Source organism: Pseudomonas sp. H3(2019) (assembly GCF_007713465.1).
Taxonomy (GTDB): Bacteria; Pseudomonadota; Gammaproteobacteria; order Pseudomonadales; family Pseudomonadaceae; genus Aquipseudomonas.
The window spans coordinates 126,039-146,916 of the sequence record NZ_VMSG01000008.1 but is presented as its reverse complement, the minus strand read 5'-3'; the positions used below and the strand labels follow the sequence as shown (position 1 = coordinate 146,916).

Here is a 20,878-nt window from a genome sequence, read left to right as displayed (position 1 = left end):
GCGATAGCGCATCCGTCGCTCAATTGTTAAAAGAGACGTCTTTGAAATCGCTTCTTACGAAAGGATCTCGACTATGCCTGTTACCTACACAAAAAGTGCCCTGTTGCTGAGTCTGATGCTCGGCCTTGGCCAGGCACAGGCTACCAGCCAGCAGAGCCCGACCGCTCTGGCCACCGCCACCGGGATCCCGCACCCGGCAGTGATCGCCCACCGTGGCGCCTCGTTCGATGCACCGGAATCCACTGCCGCCTCCTACACACTGGCGCGCGACCTGGGCGCCGATTACCTGGAAATGGACCTGCAACGCAGCAAGGACGGCGTGCTGTTCGCCTTGCACGACAACAACCTGCAACGCACCACCGACGTTGCCACCAGGTTTCCGGAACGCAAGGACAGCCCGGCCAATGCGTTCACCCTCGCCGAACTTAAAACCCTGGACGCCGGCAGCTGGTTCAACACCGCGCACCCGGATCGCGCACGCGCCAAGTACGCTGGCCTGAAAATCCTGACCCTGGACGAAATCATCGATATCGCCGAAGGCAACCCGCTGCACAAGCCGGGGCTTTACATCGAAACCAAAGAGCCCAAGCAGTTTCCCGGCATCGAGCGCGACCTCAAGGACAAACTTCAGGACCGTGGCTGGCTGAGCCCGGCGGGTTCCAAACTGGCCAAAAGTGAGCTGACCGTCGGCCAGGGCAAAGGCAAAGTGATCCTGCAAACCTTCGAGAAAAGCAGCCTCGAACTGCTGCAAAAAGAAATGCCGCAAGTGCCGAAGATTCTCCTGCTGTGGGTGGGCGAAGGCAGCATCGAACCCAAGTCGAAGGTGACCTTTGCCGAGTCCGGTGACAAGGATAAAGCCACTTACTACGCCAAACAGGAACCCAAGGACAAAGCCGAATTCGAGCAATGGGTCGACTACGCCAAGGCTCAGGGCGCCATCGGCACCGGCCCTTCGGCAGCGCTGACCAACGGCGGCGATCAAAGCTATTCAGACCTGGTGCAACCGTGGATGAACCAGTACACCCACGACAAAGGCATGTTGGTGCACGTCTACACCATCGACGATGCGGTGGACTACAAGAAGGTCATGGACGCCGGTGTCGATGGCATCTTCACCAACCGCGCCAGCGAACTGCTCAAGTACTACAAGCGCCCGGCAGCGGGCAGCGTTGCGCAGCTGCTTGAGAACAACGGCTTCTGAGTGGCCGCCCGCTATTGATCGCTCCCACGCTCCTGCGTGGGAGCGATCCAAGGATTCGGGGGAGTTAAGGATGAATTAAGTAGCGCTGGTTAACCTGACGCCACTTAAACAACTCACCCAAGGAATGCCCCCATGAAGACGTTGACTGCCCTGTTCACCGCCACTGCCCTGACCCTGACGGCGGGTTTCGCCATGGCTGATGTGCGCCCGGACCTGATCCCGGGTCTGCTCAAGGACGGCATTGTGATGGACATGCAGAAACTCAATCAGGCGGCGCTCGCTGAGCATCCTGGCAGCACGGCCGCGAACATCACTGACACCGAGCTGGAGCACAATGCCAAAACCAGTGTTTATGAGTACAAGGTTGAAATCCGCGACGCGAAGAACGTCGAATGGGACGTGAAGCTGGACGCCAATACCGGCAAAGTGCTGAGCAACACACAAGACAAGTAAATCGAAGCGATGCAAAAGCCGCACGCCCCTGGGGGTATGCGGCTTTTTTGCGTCTGATGGGTACGACCGGCAACACCGCCGCGCCGTTACGCCGTCGTACTGACCAGCGACCCCGACGTGCTGCTGCCGGACTCTTGCAGTGCTTGCGTCAACGACGCCGTGGCGGTCTCCAATGAACCCGAGGTGGTTGCGATCTGCGACTGGGCGGCCGCGACTTTCGCCGCTTTGGCATCCGCACTTTCCTGACTGGCCTGAGCGGCTTGCAGTTGTTGCTGTTGCTCCTGCAATAGCTTTTGCAATTCGGCGATCTGCTTGCGCAGTTCTTTCACCGTATCCGACTCACTGCTACTGCTGCTCGAACTGCTGCCGCCCGACGCAGCAGCGCCACCACCGGCTGCTACTTTGCCGCTGTCGGTAGTCGAACTGCCCGTCGTGGTTGTGCTTTGCGTGGTGTCGGTATCGGTGCTGCCGCTGATGGCGGTCTTGCTGGTGGAAGTGGACAGAGTCTGATTGATCGAGACCGATGTAAGGCTGACCATGGGCGTTTCCTTCGATGAGGTTAGGGATAACCGAATCATCGACGTGCAACACCCACACTTGAGATCAATCGTGTACCGACACGGTTAGCGTGCCGATACACATTTGAGATGACTAGGCGCCGAGGCGCGCCGTCACCGCGTTCAATTGCCCCGACAACCCGTGCAGGTTGCTGCTCGCGGCTTCAGTGCGCTGCACGTTGTCCAGGTTGGTACTGGCGATGCTGGTGATCTCGGTCAGGTTGCGCGAAATGTCTTCGGCCACCGAGGTCTGTTCTTCAGCGGCCGTGGCGATCTGGCGGTTCATGTCGCGAATCGCCTCCACCGACGCGGTAATGCGTTCGAGCATGGCCCCGGCCTGGGTGACCTGCTCGACACTCTCCTCGCTGCGCGACTGGCCGCTTTCGATGGCCTGCGCCGCGTCTACCGCGCCGGTCTGAACGCTCTGGATGATCTGGTTGATTTCGATGATCGACGCCGCCGTGCGCTGGGCCAGGCTGCGCACTTCATCGGCTACCACGGCAAACCCGCGTCCGGCTTCACCGGCTCGAGCGGCTTCGATAGCGGCGTTCAATGCCAGCAAGTTGGTTTGCTCGGCGATGCCGCGAATCACTTCCAGCACCTTGCCGATGCGCCCGCTATCGGTTTCCAGTTGGCGGATGACCGTCGCCGTGTTGGCGATTTCACCGCGCATCTGAGTGATGGTGTGAATCGTGCCCTGCATGACCTTCTCGCCCTGCTGTGCCGACTGATCGGCATCATCGGCGGCCCGCGCCGCATCGGCCGCATGACGAGCGACTTCCTGGGCGGTGGCAGACATCTCGTTCATTGCCGTGGCGACTTGATCGGTGCGGTTGAACTGTTCGCTGGTGCCATGGGCCATCAAGGTCGCAATCGAGTTCAGCTCACCGCTGGCGCTGTCCAGATCCGAGGCGCTGCGCTGCAAGCGGCTGAAGGTTTCTGCGAGAAAATCGCGCAACGTATTGGCCGCGACCGCCAGTTTGCCCAACTCATCCTGACGATCACTCGCCGCCCGCTCGGCAAACCGGCCCTGGCTCAATTGCGCGACGTATTCGATCAATTTGCGGATCGGTTCCACCAGATTGCGGTTGACCAGCCACAGGCTGAGCAAGCCAATCAACAGGCCCGAAGCCAGCATCACCAGGATACCCAGCAACACCGTACGATCGGCGCTGGCGCTGATTAGCGTCGATTGCTCCCGGCCCTGTTTACGCAACTCGTCGACCAGTTCGCTCATCTGCTCGCTCGTAGCGCGGTCCACGCCTTTGACCGCGTTATCACCTGCCGAAGGATCGGCACCGGCGGCCAGATAAGCCTCCCGACCTTTTTGATAAGCAGCGCCGAGCACCCGGTGCGCATCACGCAGGTTCTCAAGACGGGATTTAAGGGATGAGTCGACACCCGGCTGGCGGGTCAACTCACCGAGAATGTTCTGTACATCGCCCTGACGATCCTCGAACTGCTTCCAGTATCTGTCCAGCTCAGCCGGTTGCTTGCCGCGCAACAGTACGTTTTTCCACTCCTGAACCTGAGCCTTGAATTGCAGGTTGGCTTCGTCAATCAGTTGCGAGGTACGTAACGGGCCTTCGATGAGACTGCGGTAGTTCTGCACCCCGCTGGAGAGTAAGTGAAAACAGGCCAGGGCAATCAGCAACATCGCGATCAGACTGCCGCTCAGCAGTGCCAGGATTTGCGCTCTCAGGGATTTTTGCAAAAACATCGAGTGATACTCATGACAGGGATAAGGCTCGCACCGGTAGAGCATGCGAGATGTCCGGACATCCCTGTCGACAACATGCAGGCCGGGCACCGAAGTGCTTGAGCCAATGTAACCGTCATCGGCACACGCCGCGGTTTCTTGAAGTCGATCCGACCGCCGGTAGAAGTTCTATTACAGGCGCCACCAAACTGTCACAAAACCGTCAAGCAGCGTTGCCATGATGCCGCTCATGTGAGCCTGTGAAACGTACGACAGGCGCCTCCCTTCAGCGAGACTCCATGAACCACAGCATCGATCAACGCCACCGCGATTCTGACCTGTTCGGCCTGCTCTACGGTTTCAGCTTTCGCCCCGGCGAACGCGGCCGCGAAATCGATTCGGCCAAGGCGCTGCAGCTGCTGCAACAACCGGGCGCGGAGGACGAGTTCCTCTGGCTGCACCTGAACCTCGCCCACGCCGCGTGCGAGCGCTGGATGAAAGCGCACCTGGAGTTGCCGGAAGAATTCTTCGAAGCCTTGCATGAAGGTTCGCGCTCGACGCGCATCGAGCACGTCGATTCGGCGCTGCTGGCGGTGGTCAACGACGTGGTGTTCAACCTCAGCAGCATGGTGTCGTCAGACGTCTCGACCCTTTGGGTCTGCGCCCGCAGTCGCTTGATCATCAGCGCGCGCCTGCAACCCCTGCACTCGGTGGACAAGCTGCGCTCCTCGGTCAAGGCCGGCGAATGCTTTCGTTCGCCACTGGAGTTGCTCGTGCATTTGCTCCGCGACCAGGGTGAAGTGCTGACGCAAATCGTGCGCAAAACCAGCCAAAGTGTCGACCAGATCGAGGACGAGTTGCTGTCATCGCGACTGTCCACCAACCGTGCCGAACTGGGCGCCAATCGTCGAGTGCTGGTGCGCTTGCAACGGCTGCTGGCACTGGAGCCGGGTTCGCTGCTGCGCCTGCTCAACCGTCCGCCGCAGTGGTTGCAAAAGGACGACGTCAAGGAACTGCGCAAATCCACCGAGGAGTTCGCGCTGATCATCAACGACCTCACGGCGCTGGGCGAACGGATCAAGCTGTTGCAGGAAGAAATCGCCGCCAACCTCAACGAGCAGAGCAACCGCACGCTGTTCACCCTGACCGTGGTCACGGTGCTGGCGCTGCCGATCAACATCATTGCCGGTTTCTTCGGCATGAACGTCGGCGGCATTCCCCTCGCCAGCGACCCGGAAGGGTTCTGGATTCTGGTGGCACTGGTCGCGACCTTCACGGTACTGGCCGGGCGCTGGGCGTTTCGCAAGCGGGCGGATTACTGATCCGCCCCACACCTCCGTCCCCTCGTTCCCACGCGCAGCAAAGGAATGCCGCCCCGGACGCTCTGCGTCCAGCGTTTGACGCAGAGCGTGGGAACGATCGACGGAAGTGCTAAAAACCCAAACACTGACCCAAAGCAGTCTCGCTGTAACATTCGGCAACGATCATGACCGACACTCCTCCCTGACACAGGATTGTCCGGCCATGGCTACGCCTTCCTTGACCGCCGCCTCCAACGCCCCAATCAGCAACGCCGGCCCGCAACTCGATAAAAAACCCGGCGTATTGACCGCCGTGGTGTTTTTCGCGGTGCTGGCCATGGGGCTGCTGTTCACCGCCTACAGCCTGACGCACGACATGCATGAGCTCGGCACCACCGTGACCACGTGGACGCCGTTTCTGCTGCTCGGTGTGGCGCTGTTGATCGCCTTGGGTTTTGAGTTCGTCAATGGCTTCCACGATACCGCCAACGCCGTGGCGACGGTGATTTACACCAACTCGCTCCCCGCGCATTTCGCGGTGGTCTGGTCGGGGCTCTTCAACTTCCTCGGGGTGCTGCTGTCCAGTGGCGCCGTCGCATTCGGCATCATCGCCTTGCTGCCCGTGGAGCTGATTCTGCAAGTCGGTTCATCCGCCGGTTTCTCGATGATCTTCGCCCTGCTGATCGCGGCAATCCTGTGGAACCTCGGCACGTGGTGGCTGGGCTTGCCGGCTTCGTCATCCCACACCTTGATCGGCTCGATCATCGGTGTCGGCGTCGCCAACGCGTTGATGCACGGACGCGACGGCACCAGCGGTATCGACTGGGCGCAAGCCACCAAAGTCGGTTACGCGTTGCTGCTGTCGCCGCTGATCGGCTTCGCATTTGCCGCGCTGTTGCTGCTGGCGTTGCGCATCTTCGTCAAAAACCGCGCGTTGTACAAAGCCCCGAAAGGCAACACACCACCACCGTGGTGGATTCGCGGAATGTTGATCCTGACCTGCACCGGCGTGTCCTTCGCCCACGGCTCCAACGATGGCCAAAAAGGCATGGGCCTGATCATGCTGATTCTGGTCGGCACCCTGCCGATGGCCTACGCGCTGAACCGCACCATGCCGGCCGACCAGGCGTTGCAATTCGCCGCCGTCGCCGAAGTGACCCAGCAAGCGTTGGTCAAGAGTGCTCCGCTACCGGCCCCCGCCGACCCGCGCCCCGTGCTGTCGGAGTACGTGCGCAGCAAGGAAGTGACGCCGCAACTGATCCCCGCCCTCGCCGCTCTCGCTGGCAACATCGGCAACGAAGTGAAAGGTTATGGCTCACTCTCCAAAGTCCCGGCGCAAGCCATGGGCAACGTGCGTAACGATATGTACCTGACCAGCGAAACCATTCGCCTGATGGACAAGAACAAGGTCGGTGACTTCGATGCCGACACCAGCGGCAAGCTGCAATTGTTCAAACAACAGATCGACAACGCCACGCGCTTCATTCCGCTGTGGGTGAAAATCGCCGTGGCGATTGCTCTGGGCCTGGGCACCATGGTCGGCTGGAAGCGCATTGTGGTCACGGTCGGTGAAAAGATCGGCAAGACCCACCTGACCTACGCCCAGGGCGCCTCGGCAGAAACCGTGGCCATGCTGACCATTGGCGCGGCGGACATGTTCGGCCTGCCGGTATCGACCACTCACGTGCTGTCCAGCGGCGTGGCCGGAACCATGGTGGCCAACGGCGGCGGCTTGCAGATGAAGACCATCCGCAACCTGTTGATGGCCTGGGTGCTGACCTTGCCGGCGGCGATAATATTGTCGGGGAGTTTGTACTGGTTGTTCACGCAACTGTTCTAAACTGCCCGCCATTGAAAAGTCCCGGGAAGGAGAATCGCCCCGGGATTTTTTTTGCGTCGTAAAAAGGCCACAACCGGCCTTTCGTCGAAAACCCGCTGTCCTTGGGTGCAAATTATCCAGTGCAACTGCAATCGGGCTTCAGTTTGTTAGCGGCATGCCGACTCATGTAAGACTCGATGCATTCAGGAGGGGATCCGTGAATCTGTACATCAATCAGCTTCAGAAGAAAGCTGACTTCAAAGAAGCCGTCTATGCAGGTGACATTTTCCTGAACACCGAGCTCACCTCGGCCAAAGCGCTGTGCGCCTTTGCCCAGGAGAGCATTACCGCTGCATTCGACGGCGAAACCAATCACCAGGCACTGCACCGCATGATGCCGGTCGAAGAATTCGTTTCGCTGGTGACCCGGCTCAAGGGCCAGTTCACCAACAGCCAACGCGCCAAGGACCTGATCCGCGCGTTCACCCTGGAAATCGGTGTTGATCCCCAGGACTACATTTTCGATGTGCCGCGCGTTCGCGTCGTGCCCAACTACAACTATTTGCATGCGGGCGTCAGCTACGCCTACAAGCCGCACCGCGACACCTGGTACGGCAGCGTCGATTGCCAGATCAACACCTGGATGCCGGTGCACACCATCGAGCCCGAGCAGACCATGATGATCAACCCGGCGTACTTCGACGTGCCGGTGAAGAACACCTCGGCCGACTGGAGCCTGTCTGAGTGGATCAACACCCAGCGCCATCGCGCCAAGGACAACCTCACAGAAGAGCGTCGGGTGCATCCGGTTCCTCAGGAAGAGATCAACGGCGCCTCGGAAGTCCGCATCGCCGGCAATACCGGTGAGATGCTGATTTTCTCCGGGTCACACTTGCACGGCACCGTTCCCAACCACACCGACAATACCCGCTTCAGCGTGGATTTCCGCCTGATGCACCTAGACGACCTGAAGCACAAGCGCGGCGCGATCAACGTCGACAGCGCGTGCCCGGATGTCGGCGCCGGCTTCAAAGACTATTTCCACGCCCACGACTTCTCGAATTTCCAAGGAATCCAATCATGACCAAGCGCCGCATTACGCCTGCCGAGGCCCAATACAACGAAACCCGCGCTGGCGTTCTCAAGCGGGTCGACGCCGAGTACGTGGCCGATGCCCCTTTTGTGTTCGCCAACCGCATCGGCGTGACCGCTGCGCTGTCGCGCATGGAGTTGTTCAAGAAGGTCGCCGAAATTCCCGGCGCGATCATCGAGTGCGGCGTGTACAAGGGCAACTCGCTGATGCTTTACATGCACCTGTCGATGATCCTGGAACCCTATGCGATCAACCGCTCGATCGTTGGTTTCGACACTTTCGAAGGCTTCCAGAGCATCAACAAGGACGAAGACCCGGCCGACGTCAACGAGACCATGTTCTCCGACACCGACCAGTCGCTGATCCAGGACATGATCGACGCCAACGACCTGCTGCGTCCGGTCAACCGCATCCCGCGTTGCGAGCTGGTCAAGGGCGATATCTGCAAGACCGCGCCTGAATGGGTCAAGACCCGTCCGGACCTGGTCGTCGCCATGCTGATCCTCGACACCGACCTGTATGAGTCGACCAAAGTCGCGCTGGAAACCTTCCTGCCGTACATGCCAAAAGGCGCCATCGTGGTATTGGACGAAGTCGCCTACCGCAACTTCCCGGGTGAAACCAAAGCCCTGCGCGAAGTGTTCGACCTGAACAAGATCGAGCTCAAGCGCCTGCCGTTCGATTCCTGCGTGGGTTACTTCCACATCTGATCCGAACCGCCCGCTCCTGCTTCTGCAGGGGCGGGTTCGCCCACGATGTCTTGGCTACAACGCCTTACCCCGCCCTCTGCAAGGTCATCAAGGACAACCGGTTTTTTCCTTGATCGATCAGCCTTGAACTCTTTGCAACAACACCCGCTCACGCGCCACGTCATAACCCCAGTGGTAAACGTAGGTGTACGGCAGGAAAAACAGCAACACGCCGATATCCAGAATCAACGCCTGCATCAGGCTGACGTTCAACCACCAGGCAATCAGCGGCACACTGACCGCTACCAGACCACCTTCGAACAGCAAGGCGTGCACCACGCGGGTTGCGGCGCTGGGGGTAAGCGCCAGGCGCTTGAGCAGACGGTCGAACAGACCGTTGAACAAAACGTTCCAGGCCAAGGCGATCAGACCGATGGCGATGGTCACGGCGCCCATCTCGAGTATTGGTTTGTCCATCAGCCACGCCAGCAACGGTGTACACAGCATGACTGCCAACAGTTCGAAACCAATGGCCTGAAAAACACGTTCGGTAAAGGATTTGTTGGTGCTCATAATCAAGCTCCCTGGGTGAATGTGGTTGCCATCATCTACCACCACACCGATACTTCATAACCAGTAACCATCGATCAAGGCGATAGTTCATGGCCTCACATGAAGTGCTGCTGGCGTTCGTCCAGGCAGCGACCCAAGGCTCGTTTTCTGCAGCGGCGCGCAAACTCGGCAAGAGCCAGTCGACCATCAGCGCGGCCGTCGCCAGCCTGGAAATAGACCTGAACGTGACACTGTTCGATCGCAGCAGCCGCAAGCCCAGCCTGACCTCGGCCGGGCATGTCATGTTGCAACGCGCCGAGGACATTCTGGCCGCCACCAGCCGCCTGGAAATGACCGCCGCGCAACTGTCCCAAGGCGTTGAGGCAAAGCTGACGGTGGCGATATCCGACACCTACCAGTCCGATCGATTTGAAGCGGCATTGAGTGACTTCGAGCAGCGCTACCCGGACCTGGAACTCGAATGCCTGATTGCCGAGTGCGACGATTTGATCGCCCTGGTGCAACGCGGGCGCGCGCATATTGCCTTCGCCGAAATGCAGGCCGACTACCCGGCCGACCTGAACAGCGCGACGGTCGACGAGTGCACGGAAATTGCCTTGTTCGTGTCGACTGGACATCCGCTGGCGGCGCTGCAAAAGGTCGATAAGGAAACCTTGCAGCAGCACCGTGAATTGCGCCTGGCGACCATCATCAATCCCTATGAAACCCGCGCCCAAGGCCGGGTCTGGTCGGCGCCCAGTTACCTGATGCTGCTGGAAATGGCCCAAGGCGGTTTTGGTTGGGCGCCCTTGCCGCGCTGGCTGGTCGAGCGTTTTGGTGCGGGCTCGTTGCAGGAACTCAAGGTCCGCGGCTGGCCAAAACCGGTGTCGGTCGACGCGCTCTGGTCACGCCTGCACCCGCCTGGGCCGGCGGGGAGCTGGTTGCTGGCGAAGATGCTGGAGTGATCAAAAGATCACGGGGATCGACGGGTATCCATTAATCCCCGGTGTACGCGGTCGGCGGCAATCATTTGAGCTCGCTCAACCGCCGCTCGATAAACCGCCGCTCCGGCTCTTGCCGGGTCAATTCAAGGGCGCGCAAATAAGCCGCCCTCGCCTCTTCAACACGTCCCAGCTGCCGACAAAACTCGGCGCGCGCCGAATGGGCCAGGTGATAGTCGAGCAGTTCGCCACGGGCAAGAATCTCTTCGACGACCGTCAACCCCGCCAGCGGCCCGTCGCGCCGGGACAGCGCCGCCGCGCGATTGAGTTCAATCACCGGCGAAGGCTGCACCCGCAGCAACACGTCATACAGACCGACAATTTGCGGCCAGTCGGTTTGCTCGGCCGTTGTGGCTTCGGCATGTACCGCCGAGATCGCGGCTTGCAGGCAATAAGGTCCAAAGCCACGCGTGCTCAACGCGCGTTCGATCAAGGCAGAGCCTTCGGCAATCATCCGGGCATTCCACAGCGAACGATCCTGCTCATCGAGCACGATCAATTCACCCGACGCCGAGGTTCTGGCCGGGCGTCGCGATTCATTGAGCAGCATCAGCGCCAACAGCCCCATCACTTCGGCCTCCGGCAACAGCTCCATCAGCAAGCGGCCCAGCCGGATCGCTTCGCGGGTCAGGTCTTCGCGGGTCAGCTCGCTGCCGACCGATGCCGAATACCCTTCGTTGAACACCAGGTAAATCACCCGCAACACGCTGTCGAGGCGCTCGGGCAACTCGGCAACGGAAGGCACTTGATAGGGGATTTTCGCGTCGCGGATTTTGCTCTTGGCGCGCACGATGCGCTGGGCAATGGTGGACGGTGCAACAAGAAAGGCCCGGGCGATTTCCTCAGTGGTCAGGTCGCAGACTTCACGCAGCGTCAACGGCACCTGCGCATCCGCCGCCAGGGCCGGGTGGCAGCAGGTGAAGATCAGCCGCAAGCGATCGTCTTCCACATCTTCAGCCCTCCAGTCGGTCTCTTCGAGCGCTTCCAGCTGTGCCACCAACGCCGCTTGGGAAGCCGCAAATCGCGCCCGACGGCGCAAACCGTCAATGGCTTTGAAACGCCCGGTCGACACCAGCCAGGCACGCGGATTATCGGGCACGCCATCGCGCTGCCAGCGTTCGACCGCGACAAAGAAGGCTTCATGCAAAGCCTCTTCGGCGAGGTCGAAATCCCCCAGCAAGCGAATCAACGTGGCGAGGATGCGCCGCGATTCGTTGCGATAAACCGCCTCGACCAGCGCCTTGACCGACTCGCCCGGCATCAACCCGACAGACCTGTGGTCATCAACGATTCAACTCACGGACGGGGCGCACTTCAACGCTGCCGACCCGGGCTGCCGGGATGTTGCCGGCGACCTGAATGGCCTCGTTCAGGTCCTTCGCATCGATCAGGTAGAAACCAGCCAGTTGCTCCTTGGTTTCGGCGAACGGACCGTCGGTGATCGACAATTTTCCGCCCCGCATACGCACCGTGGTGGCGGTCTGAACGGACTCCAGCGCCTCGGCGGCGAGCATCCGGCCGCTGCCCTGAACCGACTCGGCGTAGGCCACGCATTCGGCGTCCTGAGGGCTGTCGGGCGAGGTATGCAGGCGCTGTTCGTCACTGTAGACCAGGCATAGGTATTTCATAAGACTCTCCGTCATCAGGCTGATCAACTATGGCTGCAGATTGAGCATCTGGCGAAAATCCCGACGATCAGGGTGGCCGCTTGAACAGCGTCTGAACATCAGTGTGCTTTTTGTGTGAAGCCACCCTTAGTCGTCTGGCGACAAGCCAAATCGACCGCTCAAATAAAATAAATGTCGAAGAGACAAACTGGCTAAAATCCGCAGTTCACCTTTGTCGGACCACGGACACCGCCAGTGACAACCCAACTCGTTCCCTACGAACAGCTGACACCCGCACAGCACCAGCAACTGGAAGCCATTGAGATCCCTGACCGGCAGAAGCAATTCTCCGGCGATATCGACATGGCCCTGCACACCTTGTTGTCAGCACCGCGTGACGGCATCAAGGGTTTTGCCCTGCTCGTCGACGAGATTCCCGTAGCGTTCCTGCTGCTCAAGCGCCCACCATTCCTGCCACACTGGGCTGACGAAGACACCGCAACCCTGCACGCACTACAGGTCGATTACCGCCACCAGGGCAAGGGTTATGGCAGCGCCCTCCTGCAAGCCCTGCCACTGGCTGCGCGCCAGGCCTGGCCAGAAATCAAGGGGCTGGAGCTGTCGGTGGATGCACACAACGAATCGGCGCTCGGGCTCTACCTCAAGCAAGGCTGGGTCGACAGCGGCAACGCCTACAAAGGCCGGATCGGTTATGAACGGCGCATGGCCCTGGCTTTCTGAACGCTCGATAACCTTTCATGGATGAAGTGAACAATGCTGACGACTATCGAACAACTTGAAGCGATTTACGGCCTGCCCCACGACCGCGCCGTGCGCAAGGAAATCCCCTTTCTCAACCTCGATTACCAGGCGATGGTGCGCGCCTCGCCGCTGGTCATCTTAAGCTCGGTCGGCCCTGATGGCATGGACGGCTCACCTCGTGGCGATACGCCGGGTTTCGTACGGATCATCGATGAGCGAACCCTGGCGATTCCCGACCGCCCGGGCAATAACCGCATCGACACCTTGCGCAATATCGTCCTCGATTCGCGGATCTCGTTGCTGTTCATCATTCCGGGGATCGGCGAGACATTGCGGGTCAATGGCCGCGCACGGATCAGCGCCGAGCCCGAACTGCTGGAAAGCTTTGCGGTGAACGGCAAACCGGCGCGCACAGTGATTCTGGTGGACGTCGAAGCCGCCTATTTCCACTGCTCCAAGGCTATCGTCCGCTCGGATTTGTGGAACCCGGAAAAATACCTGGACCGCTCGGCCCTGCCCACCGCAGGTGCCTTTCACAAGCGCCTGAATGACGGCCAGTTCGATGCCGAAGCGTACGATCGGGAAGCGCCTGTTCGGGTACTCAACAGCCTCTACTGACCACTGGAACTCCGCTGTCCTGACAGCTGCTACGGGAGTTCAACGTTGGGTGGCCGTTACAGATCCAGCGCCATTTCATGCCAGGCCATGCCGCCGTGGTCGGACGCGGACACGTTGAGGTAGACGAAACCAAACCCGGCATACAGCGGAATATGCCGCTCCTTGCACATCAGGTTGATACGGACTTTGCCCAAATCCCGCATGCGGACAATGAACTCGCTCATCAAGCGTTTCGCCAGTCCCAGCCCTTGGAAATCCGGGTGCACCACCACCGACATGATCACCACCTGCGGGCCATCCGCGTCATGGCCGATCATTTCCTTGAAAGCCTCATCCGCCATTTCTACCTGATACGCCGCCCCTGAATTGATAAAGCCGGCAACGACGCCGTCGACCTCGGCCACGATAAAACCTTGCGGCCAGGTGGCGATGCGCGTGGCGATTTTCTCGCGAGTGGCCGCTTCATCACCTTCATACGCTTCGGTTTCGATGGCGAAACAGCGATCAAGATCCGCCGGCGTGACCTGGCGAATGACAGTCGTGGGTGAGTTCATGGCGTGGCCCGGTCAGCGAAAAAGAGGGAGCGAATCATAAATTAATAAGGACGGCATATCGATCATCTGCTGGCCCGTAAAGCCTTCGTATAGCCGCTTTCTTTCGCGCAAGGTTCGGGCTATTGCTTGTCCCTGTCTTTCGCCATGAAGAGGGAAACTCACCATGACTAGCGTTCAGGTCGGTCTTCTTATGCTGTTCACCATCAGTGCTTTCGGCTTTATCACGTTGACGATCGATGTGCTGCGAGCGCGGCGAATCAGCAAAGACAAATAGTGCAGATGCCGAGTGGCGGCGGCGCTTGAGTGCGCCGCCTCACAAGCCATTCAGGCCGTTTTGAGCGGTACCCAGATTTCCAGCACGCCGGTATTGAGTTTCGGGTTGAAGTCGTCGCTGTAGCGCTCGAACTCCGGGGCATCGGCGGCTTCATGACCTGACTGCGGCAACCAGGTTTTCCAGATGTACTGAAAGGTTTGCGGCAGGGTGTCGAGCGCACCTTCGTGCTTGAACACCGCATAGTGCTGAGGCTGTATTTCGATCCAGCGGTAGAGTTCCGGCAGGTCATCGAGCTTGCTGATCTCGACACCCGCGATGTACTCGAAACCACCTTTACCGTCCGGGTTGCAGCAGACACCGTAGGTTACTTCCCCGATCTGCCCTGGAACGTTACCGATGTGCGGTACGAATTTATCCCAGAGCTTGGGAATACCTTCGGTGGTGTCCGCGCTAAACTGTCCGCCAAGTCCAGCGATCAGCATAAAATGCCCCGCTTCGAAGCGCGGCTCAGCGATTTCGCCCTTTTTTGGATCATCCATGAATCAACTCCTGCAACTGAAGGTGGGTTCGGCTGCAAGTATAGAAGCCAAACCGGATTCCCCCAGTCAAAGACCCGGAAGTTCTGCAACCGCAGTCGGGAGAATAAATTCCTGGTAGCCAGAAATAATCACGTAGACCGCGAAATAACAGAAGATCGCTGCAGATACCAGGTAAGAGTAGCGCAGCAGCTTGTCACCCAGAAGCTTGCCGCCCTGGGTCGCCGCCAGGCACAGGGCAACGCACCACAGCAGCCCGGCGCAAAAGAACCCTGCCAGAAACAGTGCGGCATTGGTCAGGCTACCGCCCCCGGAACGGGCAATCAGCGTACCGCCGACGGCGGCGAACCAGAGAATCGCGCTGGGCGACGACATTGCCAGAAAAATCCCCCGGAAAAACTCCCGGCGATGGGAGCCGGCACTGACCTCACCCGCCTCCGCCAACACGGCGCTGTGATAAATCGCCGAATAAATCATCTTCGCCGCGAAGTACAGCAGCAACGCCGAACCACCGACCCACAACACCCAGCGCACCGCTGAATACTGCAACAGCACCGTCATGCCCGCCAGCGCCAATACTGCGTATACCAAGTCGCCGACACAGGTGCCGAGCCCCAACGCAAAACCCTGAAAATACCCGCGTTGCATGGCCAGTGTGATCATCGCAATGTTGGCCACGCCGATGTCCAGGCACAGAGAAAGGCTCAGTAAAAAGCCGCTGGAAAATTCCATTTTGCATCTCGTTTAAAAGTGGTCGTTGAGTAAGTGCCAACTTCTGCAAGAAGTGTGCGCGCGCTGGCTGATGGCGAAAACTTGCGCGGGCGATCAATAGTGTCATGGAAAATAGTTGAACCTCGCCACTAGACAATTGGCCATCGGCGCCCTTATCTTTCGCCACAGGCCACCGCAGTGGCCAGCGTCGCTCGGACGGTTCCGGGCGCTTACGTTATCGAGGCAACAATGGCCGAACAAGGTTCGCCGCGCCGCTTTGCGCGCATAGATCGACTCCCCCCTTACGTATTCAACATCACTGCCGAGCTGAAGATGGCCGCCCGTCGTCGTGGCGAAGACATCATCGACTTGAGCATGGGCAACCCTGACGGCCCGACTCCACCGCACATCGTCGAAAAACTGGTGACCGTTGCCCAGCGCGAAGACACCCACGGCTACTCCACCTCCAAGGGTATTCCGCGTCTGCGCCGGGCGATTTCCAACTGGTACAAGGATCGCTACCAGGTCGACATCGACCCGGAAAACGAAGCCATCGTCACCATCGGTTCCAAAGAAGGGCTGGCGCACCTGATGCTCGCCACGCTCGATCAGGGCGACACCGTGCTCGTGCCGAACCCGAGCTACCCGATCCACATCTACGGCGCAGTGATTGCCGGCGCACAAGTGCGCTCGGTGCCGCTGATCCCCGGCGTGGACTTTTTCGCCGAGCTGGAACGAGCCATTCGCGGCTCGATTCCGAAGCCGAAGATGATGATTCTCGGCTTCCCGTCCAACCCGACCGCGCAGTGCGTCGAACTGGATTTCTTCGAGCGGGTGATCGCCCTCGCCAAACAATATGACGTGCTGGTGGTGCACGACCTGGCCTACGCCGACATTGTCTACGATGGCTGGAAAGCCCCGTCGATCATGCAGGTGCCAGGCGCCAAGGACATTGCGGTGGAATTCTTCACCCTGTCCAAGAGCTACAACATGGCCGGCTGGCGGATCGGTTTCATGGTCGGCAACCCGGAACTGGTCAACGCCCTGGCGCGGATCAAGAGCTACCACGACTATGGCACTTTCACCCCGCTGCAAGTGGCGGCCATCGCCGCGCTGGAAGGTGATCAACAGTGCGTCAAAGACATCGCCGAGCAGTATCGGCAACGGCGCAACGTGCTGGTCAAGGGCCTGCATGAACTGGGCTGGATGGTCGAAAACCCGAAAGCCTCGATGTACGTCTGGGCCAAGATTCCTGACGCTTATGCGCACCTGGGTTCACTGGAGTTCGCCAAGAAACTCTTGGCCGAGGCCAAAGTCTGTGTGTCTCCGGGGGTGGGGTTTGGTGAATACGGGGATGATCATGTGCGCTTTGCGCTGATCGAAAACCAGGACCGGATTCGTCAGGCCGTCCGCGGGATTCGCGGGATGTTTCGGGCGGATGCGGCGGCGGGTTGATATCGCGGCGTTTTGAACGTTGCAAGGAAATGCCCCTGTGAGCGTGTTGCGCTCACAGGGGCATTTTTCGTTTCGGGTCGTTGATGACTAACGCCGTGGTGGAGGCGGTAGTTCAGTCGCGCCTTTGTAGTAGAAAGGTGACATATCAATAGCCTCAGTTTTCAGTGTACGACCCACCCCTTCACATGCGGCGTTGTTCAGCATGCCGTTGTCATAATCGCCCATCCAACTGAACAGCCCTCCGAGGTTCCATTTTTTCACGTACTCGCCTTTGGCCTTGATCGTACGAGGCGTATCGAAGGAAATGAACAACTCAGTCGTCGGGTTGTAGAGAAAGTCGGCATCAGCCTTGTCGTCGGTGTACAGGATGAAGCCATTGAGCGGTTGCTTCGTCTCCAGGTCCAGATAGTTGTAAATCATATCTGGCCATTCGGTGACGCCACTTTCAAACGAACCTCCCGTGTCAGTCCCGTTGCGGGGGGCGTACGTCCCTTTCAAAGGGGAAACACTTTCCAGTTTTGCCTGTTGAGCATTTCGACTGTAGCCCGCGTATCCCAAACAGATCTTTTTCGAATCAACACCCAGCCCCAACAAGTACTGCACCGCGGAATGCACAGAGTTCTCGGTGATATCAGCTGGGTTGCTGCGGTACAGGTTGCAATGGTGCTGCAGCGTTGTTGCCCATGGCGTGCCAAAGAAGTCGTAACACATCAGGTTGACAATATCGACGCCAGCCGCAATCAACAACAGAATATGGGACTTGGCCAACTTCACCGGGTCGGCAATGGAAGCAATGCTGATTTCCACATTCGGCAACTTGGCCTTTACCGCGCGTATCAGCACCGCAAAGTAAGCAGCGTCATTGTCATCGTATTTATTCGGCTTCCAGGTGTCCCCGTCTCCGGGTGCGTTGCCGGGAGCCCCTGGGTACTCCCAATCGATATCAATGCCGGTAAACATGGGGAATTTTTCAAAGATAGCGACAATGGAGTCGACAAGAATGGGTAGCCTGTCTGGATCACGGACGAGATCGAAAAAGGCTTCACTCATCGACCAACCGCCTAGGCTGAGGGACACTTGCATGTCCGGGTTGGCCGTTTTGAGTTTACCCAATGCACCCAACAATCCTTGTGCCTTCGCGGGGTCAAAGAGCTCCTTGTAATTTTCACCGATATAACTCGAATACCCGCAATTGATATAGGCCGCGACATCACCCCAAGGATCGGTGAGTGCCGCCTTGGACATCCAGAGTTTCTCTGCTGCGTCTAGCTGTGCCTGAGTCGGGGGGACACCCGGCACTGGTTCATGGTCCCAATAGTGTGCTGCTCTGGCGATGACATTTCTATTGACTCCAAGGTCTCCGACAATCGCAGCAAAGCCGAGAACGATCTTGTCAAAGGTCCCGGTCTTGCCTAGCAGCCTCATCACGTCGGTGCCACGCCCTCCCGTGGCTTGGGGGGCAGTCCCCTCATAACGCGGATCACCAATCCCCCAGTCGCTGTAATAGCAAAAGCACTCGAACTCATTTTTTTCATATTGGTTAAACACATTTTTTGTCACACGCCCGGGGGTCCAGGACAACTGATCATCTTTGGTACTGGGCGAGAATCCATTCACCACATAAGTTTTTTCAGCCGCACCCCCCCCTAAAGTAACCCCCGCTACTACAGTCCCCGGATCCGATTGAAAAACAAGTTTGCTATCCCTGCCTGCCCGACCTACTTGCGTTAACCCAGCTTCTTTTGCGGTCATGATGTTTTCTCCCTGTACGCGTAAATGAGTCAAGAGTTCATGAGCAACTTTTACGCGCGGCACGACACAGAGCCTACCTGTCAAAGTTGACAGTGCCGACGAGCGGTATTCAGGGATTGAGGATGACAAAAAGAAAACCGCGAAAGGACTGATCATCCTTTCGCGGCTCGGGTGACGCTGTAAGCACGGTACCCGCACAACGTGCAGACACCGCAATAAATCAAACCACCAACGACAACAACATGATGAAGCCCAGTGCAACGACCGACAGGATGGTTTCCATCGCCGTCCAGGTCTTGAAGGTTTCGGCTACGGTCATGTTGAAGTACTGCTTGACCAGCCAGAAGCCTGCGTCGTTGACGTGAGACAGGATCAACGAACCCGCGCCGGTGGCCAGCACCAGCAACTCGCGGTTAACCCCCGGGATCATCCCCACCACCGGCACCACGATACCCGCACCGGTAATGGTCGCCACGGTTGCGGAACCGGTGGCCACGCGGATTACCGCGGCGACCAGCCAGGCCAGCAGAATTGGCGAAATCTGTGCGCTCACCGCCATGTGGCCGATTACATCGCCCACACCACTGGTCACCAGCATCTGCTTGAAGCCACCACCGGCACCGATGATCAGAATGATCGCGGCGGTCGGCGCCAGACTGGCGTCGAGCAGTTTCAGAATCTGTTTGGAACCGATGCCCTGACGATGCCCGAAGGTGTACAGCGACAGCAGCAACGCCAGCAGCAAGGCCGAGATCGGGTGACCGATCATGTCCATCCAGGTGCGGAAGAAATGCCCATCGGGCAGCGCGATGTCGGCAAAGGTCTTGAGCAGCATCAGGAATACCGGCAGCAGCACGGTGATCAGCGTGATGCAGAAGCTCGGCAAGGTGCTGGAGTGAGGCTCGCGGGCCAGTTGATCCACCAGCTCCTGGTTTGGATGACCGGGGATGTACTTGGCAATGAACGTGCCGTAAATCGGGCCGGCAATAATGGCCGTCGGCAGCGCGACGATCAGACCGTAGAGAATGGTTTTACCGATGTCGGCACCGAACACCCCGATGGCCAGCAATGGACCCGGGTGCGGCGGAACCAGACCGTGCACGGCAGACAGGCCGGCCAGCAGCGGGATGCCAATCTTGATGATTGAAACGCCGGTGCGGCGGGCAACGATGAACACCAGCGGAATCAGCAGCACAAAGCCAATTTCGAAGAACAACGGAATGCCAACCAGGAAAGCCGCAAACATCATGGCCCATTGCACGCGTTCTTTACCGAACGCGCGAATCAGGGTCTGGGCGATCTGATCCGCCCCGCCCGATTCGGCCATCATTTTGCCGAGCATGGTACCCAGCGCGAGGATGATCCCGACAAACCCGAGCACCCCACCGAAACCGTCCTGGAACGCCTTGATGATGGTGCCAATCGGCATGCCCGAGGTCAGCCCGAGAAAAGCCGCGGCGATGATTAATGCAATGAAGGGGTGAAGCTTGAACCGGGTGATCAGGACGATCAATCCAATCACGGTGATCACTGCATCGAGCAGCAAAAACGACTCGTGGGACATGCCAAACATGGGGGGGTATCTCCTGTTTGTTGTTGTTATTGAAGCGGGTTATTCAAATGCCGTCAGGACAGCGCTACCTCTTGAAGCAACACTCAACTGGCGAGTTTCAGACCATGACTGAGCCACCAGGCGTGGGCCTGCCGGGCGAGCTCATCGACACTGTGCTTCGAGGCATCGAGCGCCAGGGTCAGTGGCTCGCCAACGGGGGGTTCAAGGGTCGCGAACTGGCTGGCGATCAAGGTCGACGGCATGAAATGCCCCGGACGATGGGCCACGCGCTCGGCGGCGACTTCAGGGGTCAACTCAAGGAACACGAAACCCAGGCCCGGCAAGGCGCTGCGCAAGCGTTCACGGTAACTGTGCTTGAGCGCCGAGCAGGTCAGCACCGGGTGTGCGCCCGAGGCATCGACGCGACACAGCTCATCGCACAGGCTGTCGAGCCAGCCGGCCCGGTCGTCGTCGTTGAGAGGAATGCCTGCGCTCATCTTTTCGATATTGGCAGCAGGGTGAAAGGTATCGCCTTCAATGCCGGTTGCGCCGCTGAGCAGGCACAGGGCTTCGCTGACGCTGGACTTGCCGCAGCCGGCCACGCCCATGATGACCAGGGCGGTGATGGGTTGACTCATGTAACACCTCAGCGCGCAGACAGCGCTACCTTTGCTACGTGAAACTCTAGTGCA

Annotated in this window: 21 protein-coding genes; 10 read left to right on the top strand and 11 right to left on the bottom strand. The window is 59.0% G+C overall.

Features of this window, described 5'->3' with window-relative positions:
* Positions 1-73: 73 nt before the first annotated feature.
* Both FPT12_RS10675 and FPT12_RS10670 read left to right on the top strand, forming a co-directional pair.
* Positions 74-1,201 (top strand): glycerophosphodiester phosphodiesterase, encoded by a 1,128-nt coding sequence (locus FPT12_RS10675; protein WP_145016236.1) that lies wholly within the window; start codon positions 74-76, stop codon positions 1,199-1,201.
* A gap of 132 nt (positions 1,202-1,333) precedes the next feature.
* Positions 1,334-1,654, top strand: a complete 321-nt coding sequence (locus FPT12_RS10670; protein WP_145016235.1) for a PepSY domain-containing protein — start codon at positions 1,334-1,336, stop codon at positions 1,652-1,654.
* Positions 1,655-1,740: 86 nt separating this feature from the next.
* Here the strand turns inward: FPT12_RS10670 and FPT12_RS10665 are convergent, their stop codons facing one another.
* On the bottom strand, positions 1,741-2,193 hold the full coding sequence (locus FPT12_RS10665) for a hypothetical protein (RefSeq protein ID WP_145016234.1): 453 nt from the start codon (positions 2,191-2,193) through the stop codon (positions 1,741-1,743).
* Positions 2,194-2,305: 112 nt separating this feature from the next.
* Positions 2,306-3,931, bottom strand: coding sequence for a methyl-accepting chemotaxis protein (locus tag FPT12_RS10660; protein WP_145016233.1), 1,626 nt, complete (start codon positions 3,929-3,931; stop codon positions 2,306-2,308).
* Positions 3,932-4,209: 278 nt separating this feature from the next.
* Between FPT12_RS10660 and FPT12_RS10655 the strand changes: the two genes are divergently transcribed.
* The 4 genes from FPT12_RS10655 to FPT12_RS10640 all read left to right on the top strand — a co-directional run bounded on the left by FPT12_RS10655 (position 4,210) and on the right by FPT12_RS10640 (position 8,833).
* Positions 4,210-5,232: a transporter gene (locus FPT12_RS10655; RefSeq protein ID WP_145016232.1), complete on the top strand. Its 1,023-nt coding sequence runs from the start codon at positions 4,210-4,212 to the stop codon at positions 5,230-5,232.
* A 181-nt stretch (positions 5,233-5,413) separates the two neighbouring features.
* Positions 5,414-7,051, top strand: coding sequence for an inorganic phosphate transporter (locus FPT12_RS10650; protein WP_371922539.1), 1,638 nt, complete (start codon positions 5,414-5,416; stop codon positions 7,049-7,051).
* A 196-nt stretch (positions 7,052-7,247) separates the two neighbouring features.
* Positions 7,248-8,114: a hypothetical protein gene (locus FPT12_RS10645; RefSeq protein WP_145016230.1), complete on the top strand. Its 867-nt coding sequence runs from the start codon at positions 7,248-7,250 to the stop codon at positions 8,112-8,114.
* Entirely contained in the window at positions 8,111-8,833 is a 723-nt protein-coding gene (locus FPT12_RS10640) for a TylF/MycF/NovP-related O-methyltransferase (RefSeq protein WP_145016229.1), read from the top strand. The genes FPT12_RS10645 and FPT12_RS10640 overlap by 4 nt, the downstream gene beginning before the upstream one ends.
* Positions 8,834-8,950: 117 nt before the next feature.
* Here FPT12_RS10640 and FPT12_RS10635 read toward each other — a convergent pair whose 3' ends face one another.
* On the bottom strand, positions 8,951-9,385 hold the full coding sequence (locus FPT12_RS10635) for a multidrug/biocide efflux PACE transporter (RefSeq protein ID WP_145016228.1): 435 nt from the start codon (positions 9,383-9,385) through the stop codon (positions 8,951-8,953).
* Positions 9,386-9,474: 89 nt separating this feature from the next.
* Between FPT12_RS10635 and FPT12_RS10630 the strand changes: the two genes are divergently transcribed.
* A complete protein-coding gene (locus tag FPT12_RS10630) occupies positions 9,475-10,329 on the top strand; it encodes a LysR family transcriptional regulator (protein ID WP_145016227.1) in 855 nt (284 codons plus the stop codon).
* A gap of 61 nt (positions 10,330-10,390) precedes the next feature.
* Here the strand turns inward: FPT12_RS10630 and FPT12_RS10625 are convergent, their stop codons facing one another.
* A complete protein-coding gene (locus tag FPT12_RS10625) occupies positions 10,391-11,626 on the bottom strand; it encodes an RNA polymerase sigma factor (protein ID WP_145016226.1) in 1,236 nt (411 codons plus the stop codon).
* A gap of 22 nt (positions 11,627-11,648) precedes the next feature.
* Complete coding sequence (locus FPT12_RS10620) at positions 11,649-11,993, bottom strand: YciI family protein (RefSeq protein WP_019693184.1); 345 nt, start codon at positions 11,991-11,993, stop codon at positions 11,649-11,651.
* 234 nt (positions 11,994-12,227) lie between these two features.
* On the opposite strand from FPT12_RS10620, the gene FPT12_RS10615 reads away from it, so the two are divergent.
* Both FPT12_RS10615 and FPT12_RS10610 read left to right on the top strand, forming a co-directional pair.
* Entirely contained in the window at positions 12,228-12,713 is a 486-nt protein-coding gene (locus tag FPT12_RS10615) for a GNAT family N-acetyltransferase (RefSeq protein WP_145016225.1), read from the top strand.
* Between the two features lie 33 nt (positions 12,714-12,746).
* The gene (locus FPT12_RS10610) at positions 12,747-13,352 is read left to right on the top strand and encodes a pyridoxamine 5'-phosphate oxidase family protein (protein WP_145016224.1); all 606 of its coding nucleotides are present in this window, start codon (positions 12,747-12,749) and stop codon (positions 13,350-13,352) included.
* A 56-nt stretch (positions 13,353-13,408) separates the two neighbouring features.
* Here the strand turns inward: FPT12_RS10610 and FPT12_RS10605 are convergent, their stop codons facing one another.
* The 3 genes from FPT12_RS10605 to FPT12_RS10595 form a co-directional block, all read right to left on the bottom strand.
* Complete coding sequence (locus FPT12_RS10605) at positions 13,409-13,906, bottom strand: GNAT family N-acetyltransferase (RefSeq protein ID WP_145016223.1); 498 nt, start codon at positions 13,904-13,906, stop codon at positions 13,409-13,411.
* A 324-nt stretch (positions 13,907-14,230) separates the two neighbouring features.
* A complete protein-coding gene (locus tag FPT12_RS10600; RefSeq protein ID WP_145016222.1) occupies positions 14,231-14,719 on the bottom strand; it encodes a GyrI-like domain-containing protein in 489 nt (162 codons plus the stop codon).
* A 66-nt stretch (positions 14,720-14,785) separates the two neighbouring features.
* On the bottom strand, positions 14,786-15,448 hold the full coding sequence (locus FPT12_RS10595; protein WP_145016221.1) for a LysE family translocator: 663 nt from the start codon (positions 15,446-15,448) through the stop codon (positions 14,786-14,788).
* 228 nt (positions 15,449-15,676) lie between these two features.
* Between FPT12_RS10595 and alaC the strand changes: the two genes are divergently transcribed.
* Positions 15,677-16,882: an alanine transaminase gene (gene alaC, locus FPT12_RS10590; protein WP_145016220.1), complete on the top strand. Its 1,206-nt coding sequence runs from the start codon at positions 15,677-15,679 to the stop codon at positions 16,880-16,882.
* 87 nt (positions 16,883-16,969) lie between these two features.
* Here the strand turns inward: alaC and FPT12_RS10585 are convergent, their stop codons facing one another.
* The 3 genes from FPT12_RS10585 to FPT12_RS10575 all read right to left on the bottom strand — a co-directional run bounded on the left by FPT12_RS10585 (position 16,970) and on the right by FPT12_RS10575 (position 20,824).
* Entirely contained in the window at positions 16,970-18,634 is a 1,665-nt protein-coding gene (locus tag FPT12_RS10585; protein ID WP_145016219.1) for a glycosyl hydrolase family 18 protein, read from the bottom strand.
* A 220-nt stretch (positions 18,635-18,854) separates the two neighbouring features.
* Entirely contained in the window at positions 18,855-20,207 is a 1,353-nt protein-coding gene (locus FPT12_RS10580; RefSeq protein ID WP_145016218.1) for a GntP family permease, read from the bottom strand.
* Between the two features lie 83 nt (positions 20,208-20,290).
* Entirely contained in the window at positions 20,291-20,824 is a 534-nt protein-coding gene (locus FPT12_RS10575; RefSeq protein ID WP_145016217.1) for a gluconokinase, read from the bottom strand.
* Between the last annotated feature and the right edge of the window lie 54 nt (positions 20,825-20,878).

Bases quoted from the DNA above. Each gene is read 5' to 3' on its own strand.
- FPT12_RS10600 (WP_145016222.1), bottom strand. From the start codon at position 14,719: ATGGATGATCCAAAAAAGGGCGAAATCGCTGAGCCGCGCTTCGAAGCG.
- FPT12_RS10575 (WP_145016217.1), bottom strand. From the start codon at position 20,824: ATGAGTCAACCCATCACCGCCCTGGTCATCATGGGCGTGGCCGGCTGC.
- FPT12_RS10660 (WP_145016233.1), bottom strand. From the start codon at position 3,931: ATGTTTTTGCAAAAATCCCTGAGAGCGCAAATCCTGGCACTGCTGAGC.
- FPT12_RS10585 (WP_145016219.1), bottom strand. From the start codon at position 18,634: ATGACCGCAAAAGAAGCTGGGTTAACGCAAGTAGGTCGGGCAGGCAGG.
- FPT12_RS10670 (WP_145016235.1), top strand. From the start codon at position 1,334: ATGAAGACGTTGACTGCCCTGTTCACCGCCACTGCCCTGACCCTGACG.
- alaC (WP_145016220.1), top strand. From the start codon at position 15,677: ATGGCCGAACAAGGTTCGCCGCGCCGCTTTGCGCGCATAGATCGACTC.
- FPT12_RS10640 (WP_145016229.1), top strand. From the start codon at position 8,111: ATGACCAAGCGCCGCATTACGCCTGCCGAGGCCCAATACAACGAAACC.
- FPT12_RS10635 (WP_145016228.1), bottom strand. From the start codon at position 9,385: ATGAGCACCAACAAATCCTTTACCGAACGTGTTTTTCAGGCCATTGGT.
- FPT12_RS10620 (WP_019693184.1), bottom strand. From the start codon at position 11,993: ATGAAATACCTATGCCTGGTCTACAGTGACGAACAGCGCCTGCATACC.
- FPT12_RS10580 (WP_145016218.1), bottom strand. From the start codon at position 20,207: ATGTTTGGCATGTCCCACGAGTCGTTTTTGCTGCTCGATGCAGTGATC.
- FPT12_RS10665 (WP_145016234.1), bottom strand. From the start codon at position 2,193: ATGGTCAGCCTTACATCGGTCTCGATCAATCAGACTCTGTCCACTTCC.
- FPT12_RS10605 (WP_145016223.1), bottom strand. From the start codon at position 13,906: ATGAACTCACCCACGACTGTCATTCGCCAGGTCACGCCGGCGGATCTT.
- FPT12_RS10655 (WP_145016232.1), top strand. From the start codon at position 4,210: ATGAACCACAGCATCGATCAACGCCACCGCGATTCTGACCTGTTCGGC.
- FPT12_RS10595 (WP_145016221.1), bottom strand. From the start codon at position 15,448: ATGGAATTTTCCAGCGGCTTTTTACTGAGCCTTTCTCTGTGCCTGGAC.
- FPT12_RS10630 (WP_145016227.1), top strand. From the start codon at position 9,475: ATGGCCTCACATGAAGTGCTGCTGGCGTTCGTCCAGGCAGCGACCCAA.
- FPT12_RS10675 (WP_145016236.1), top strand. From the start codon at position 74: ATGCCTGTTACCTACACAAAAAGTGCCCTGTTGCTGAGTCTGATGCTC.
- FPT12_RS10625 (WP_145016226.1), bottom strand. From the start codon at position 11,626: ATGCCGGGCGAGTCGGTCAAGGCGCTGGTCGAGGCGGTTTATCGCAAC.
- FPT12_RS10610 (WP_145016224.1), top strand. From the start codon at position 12,747: ATGCTGACGACTATCGAACAACTTGAAGCGATTTACGGCCTGCCCCAC.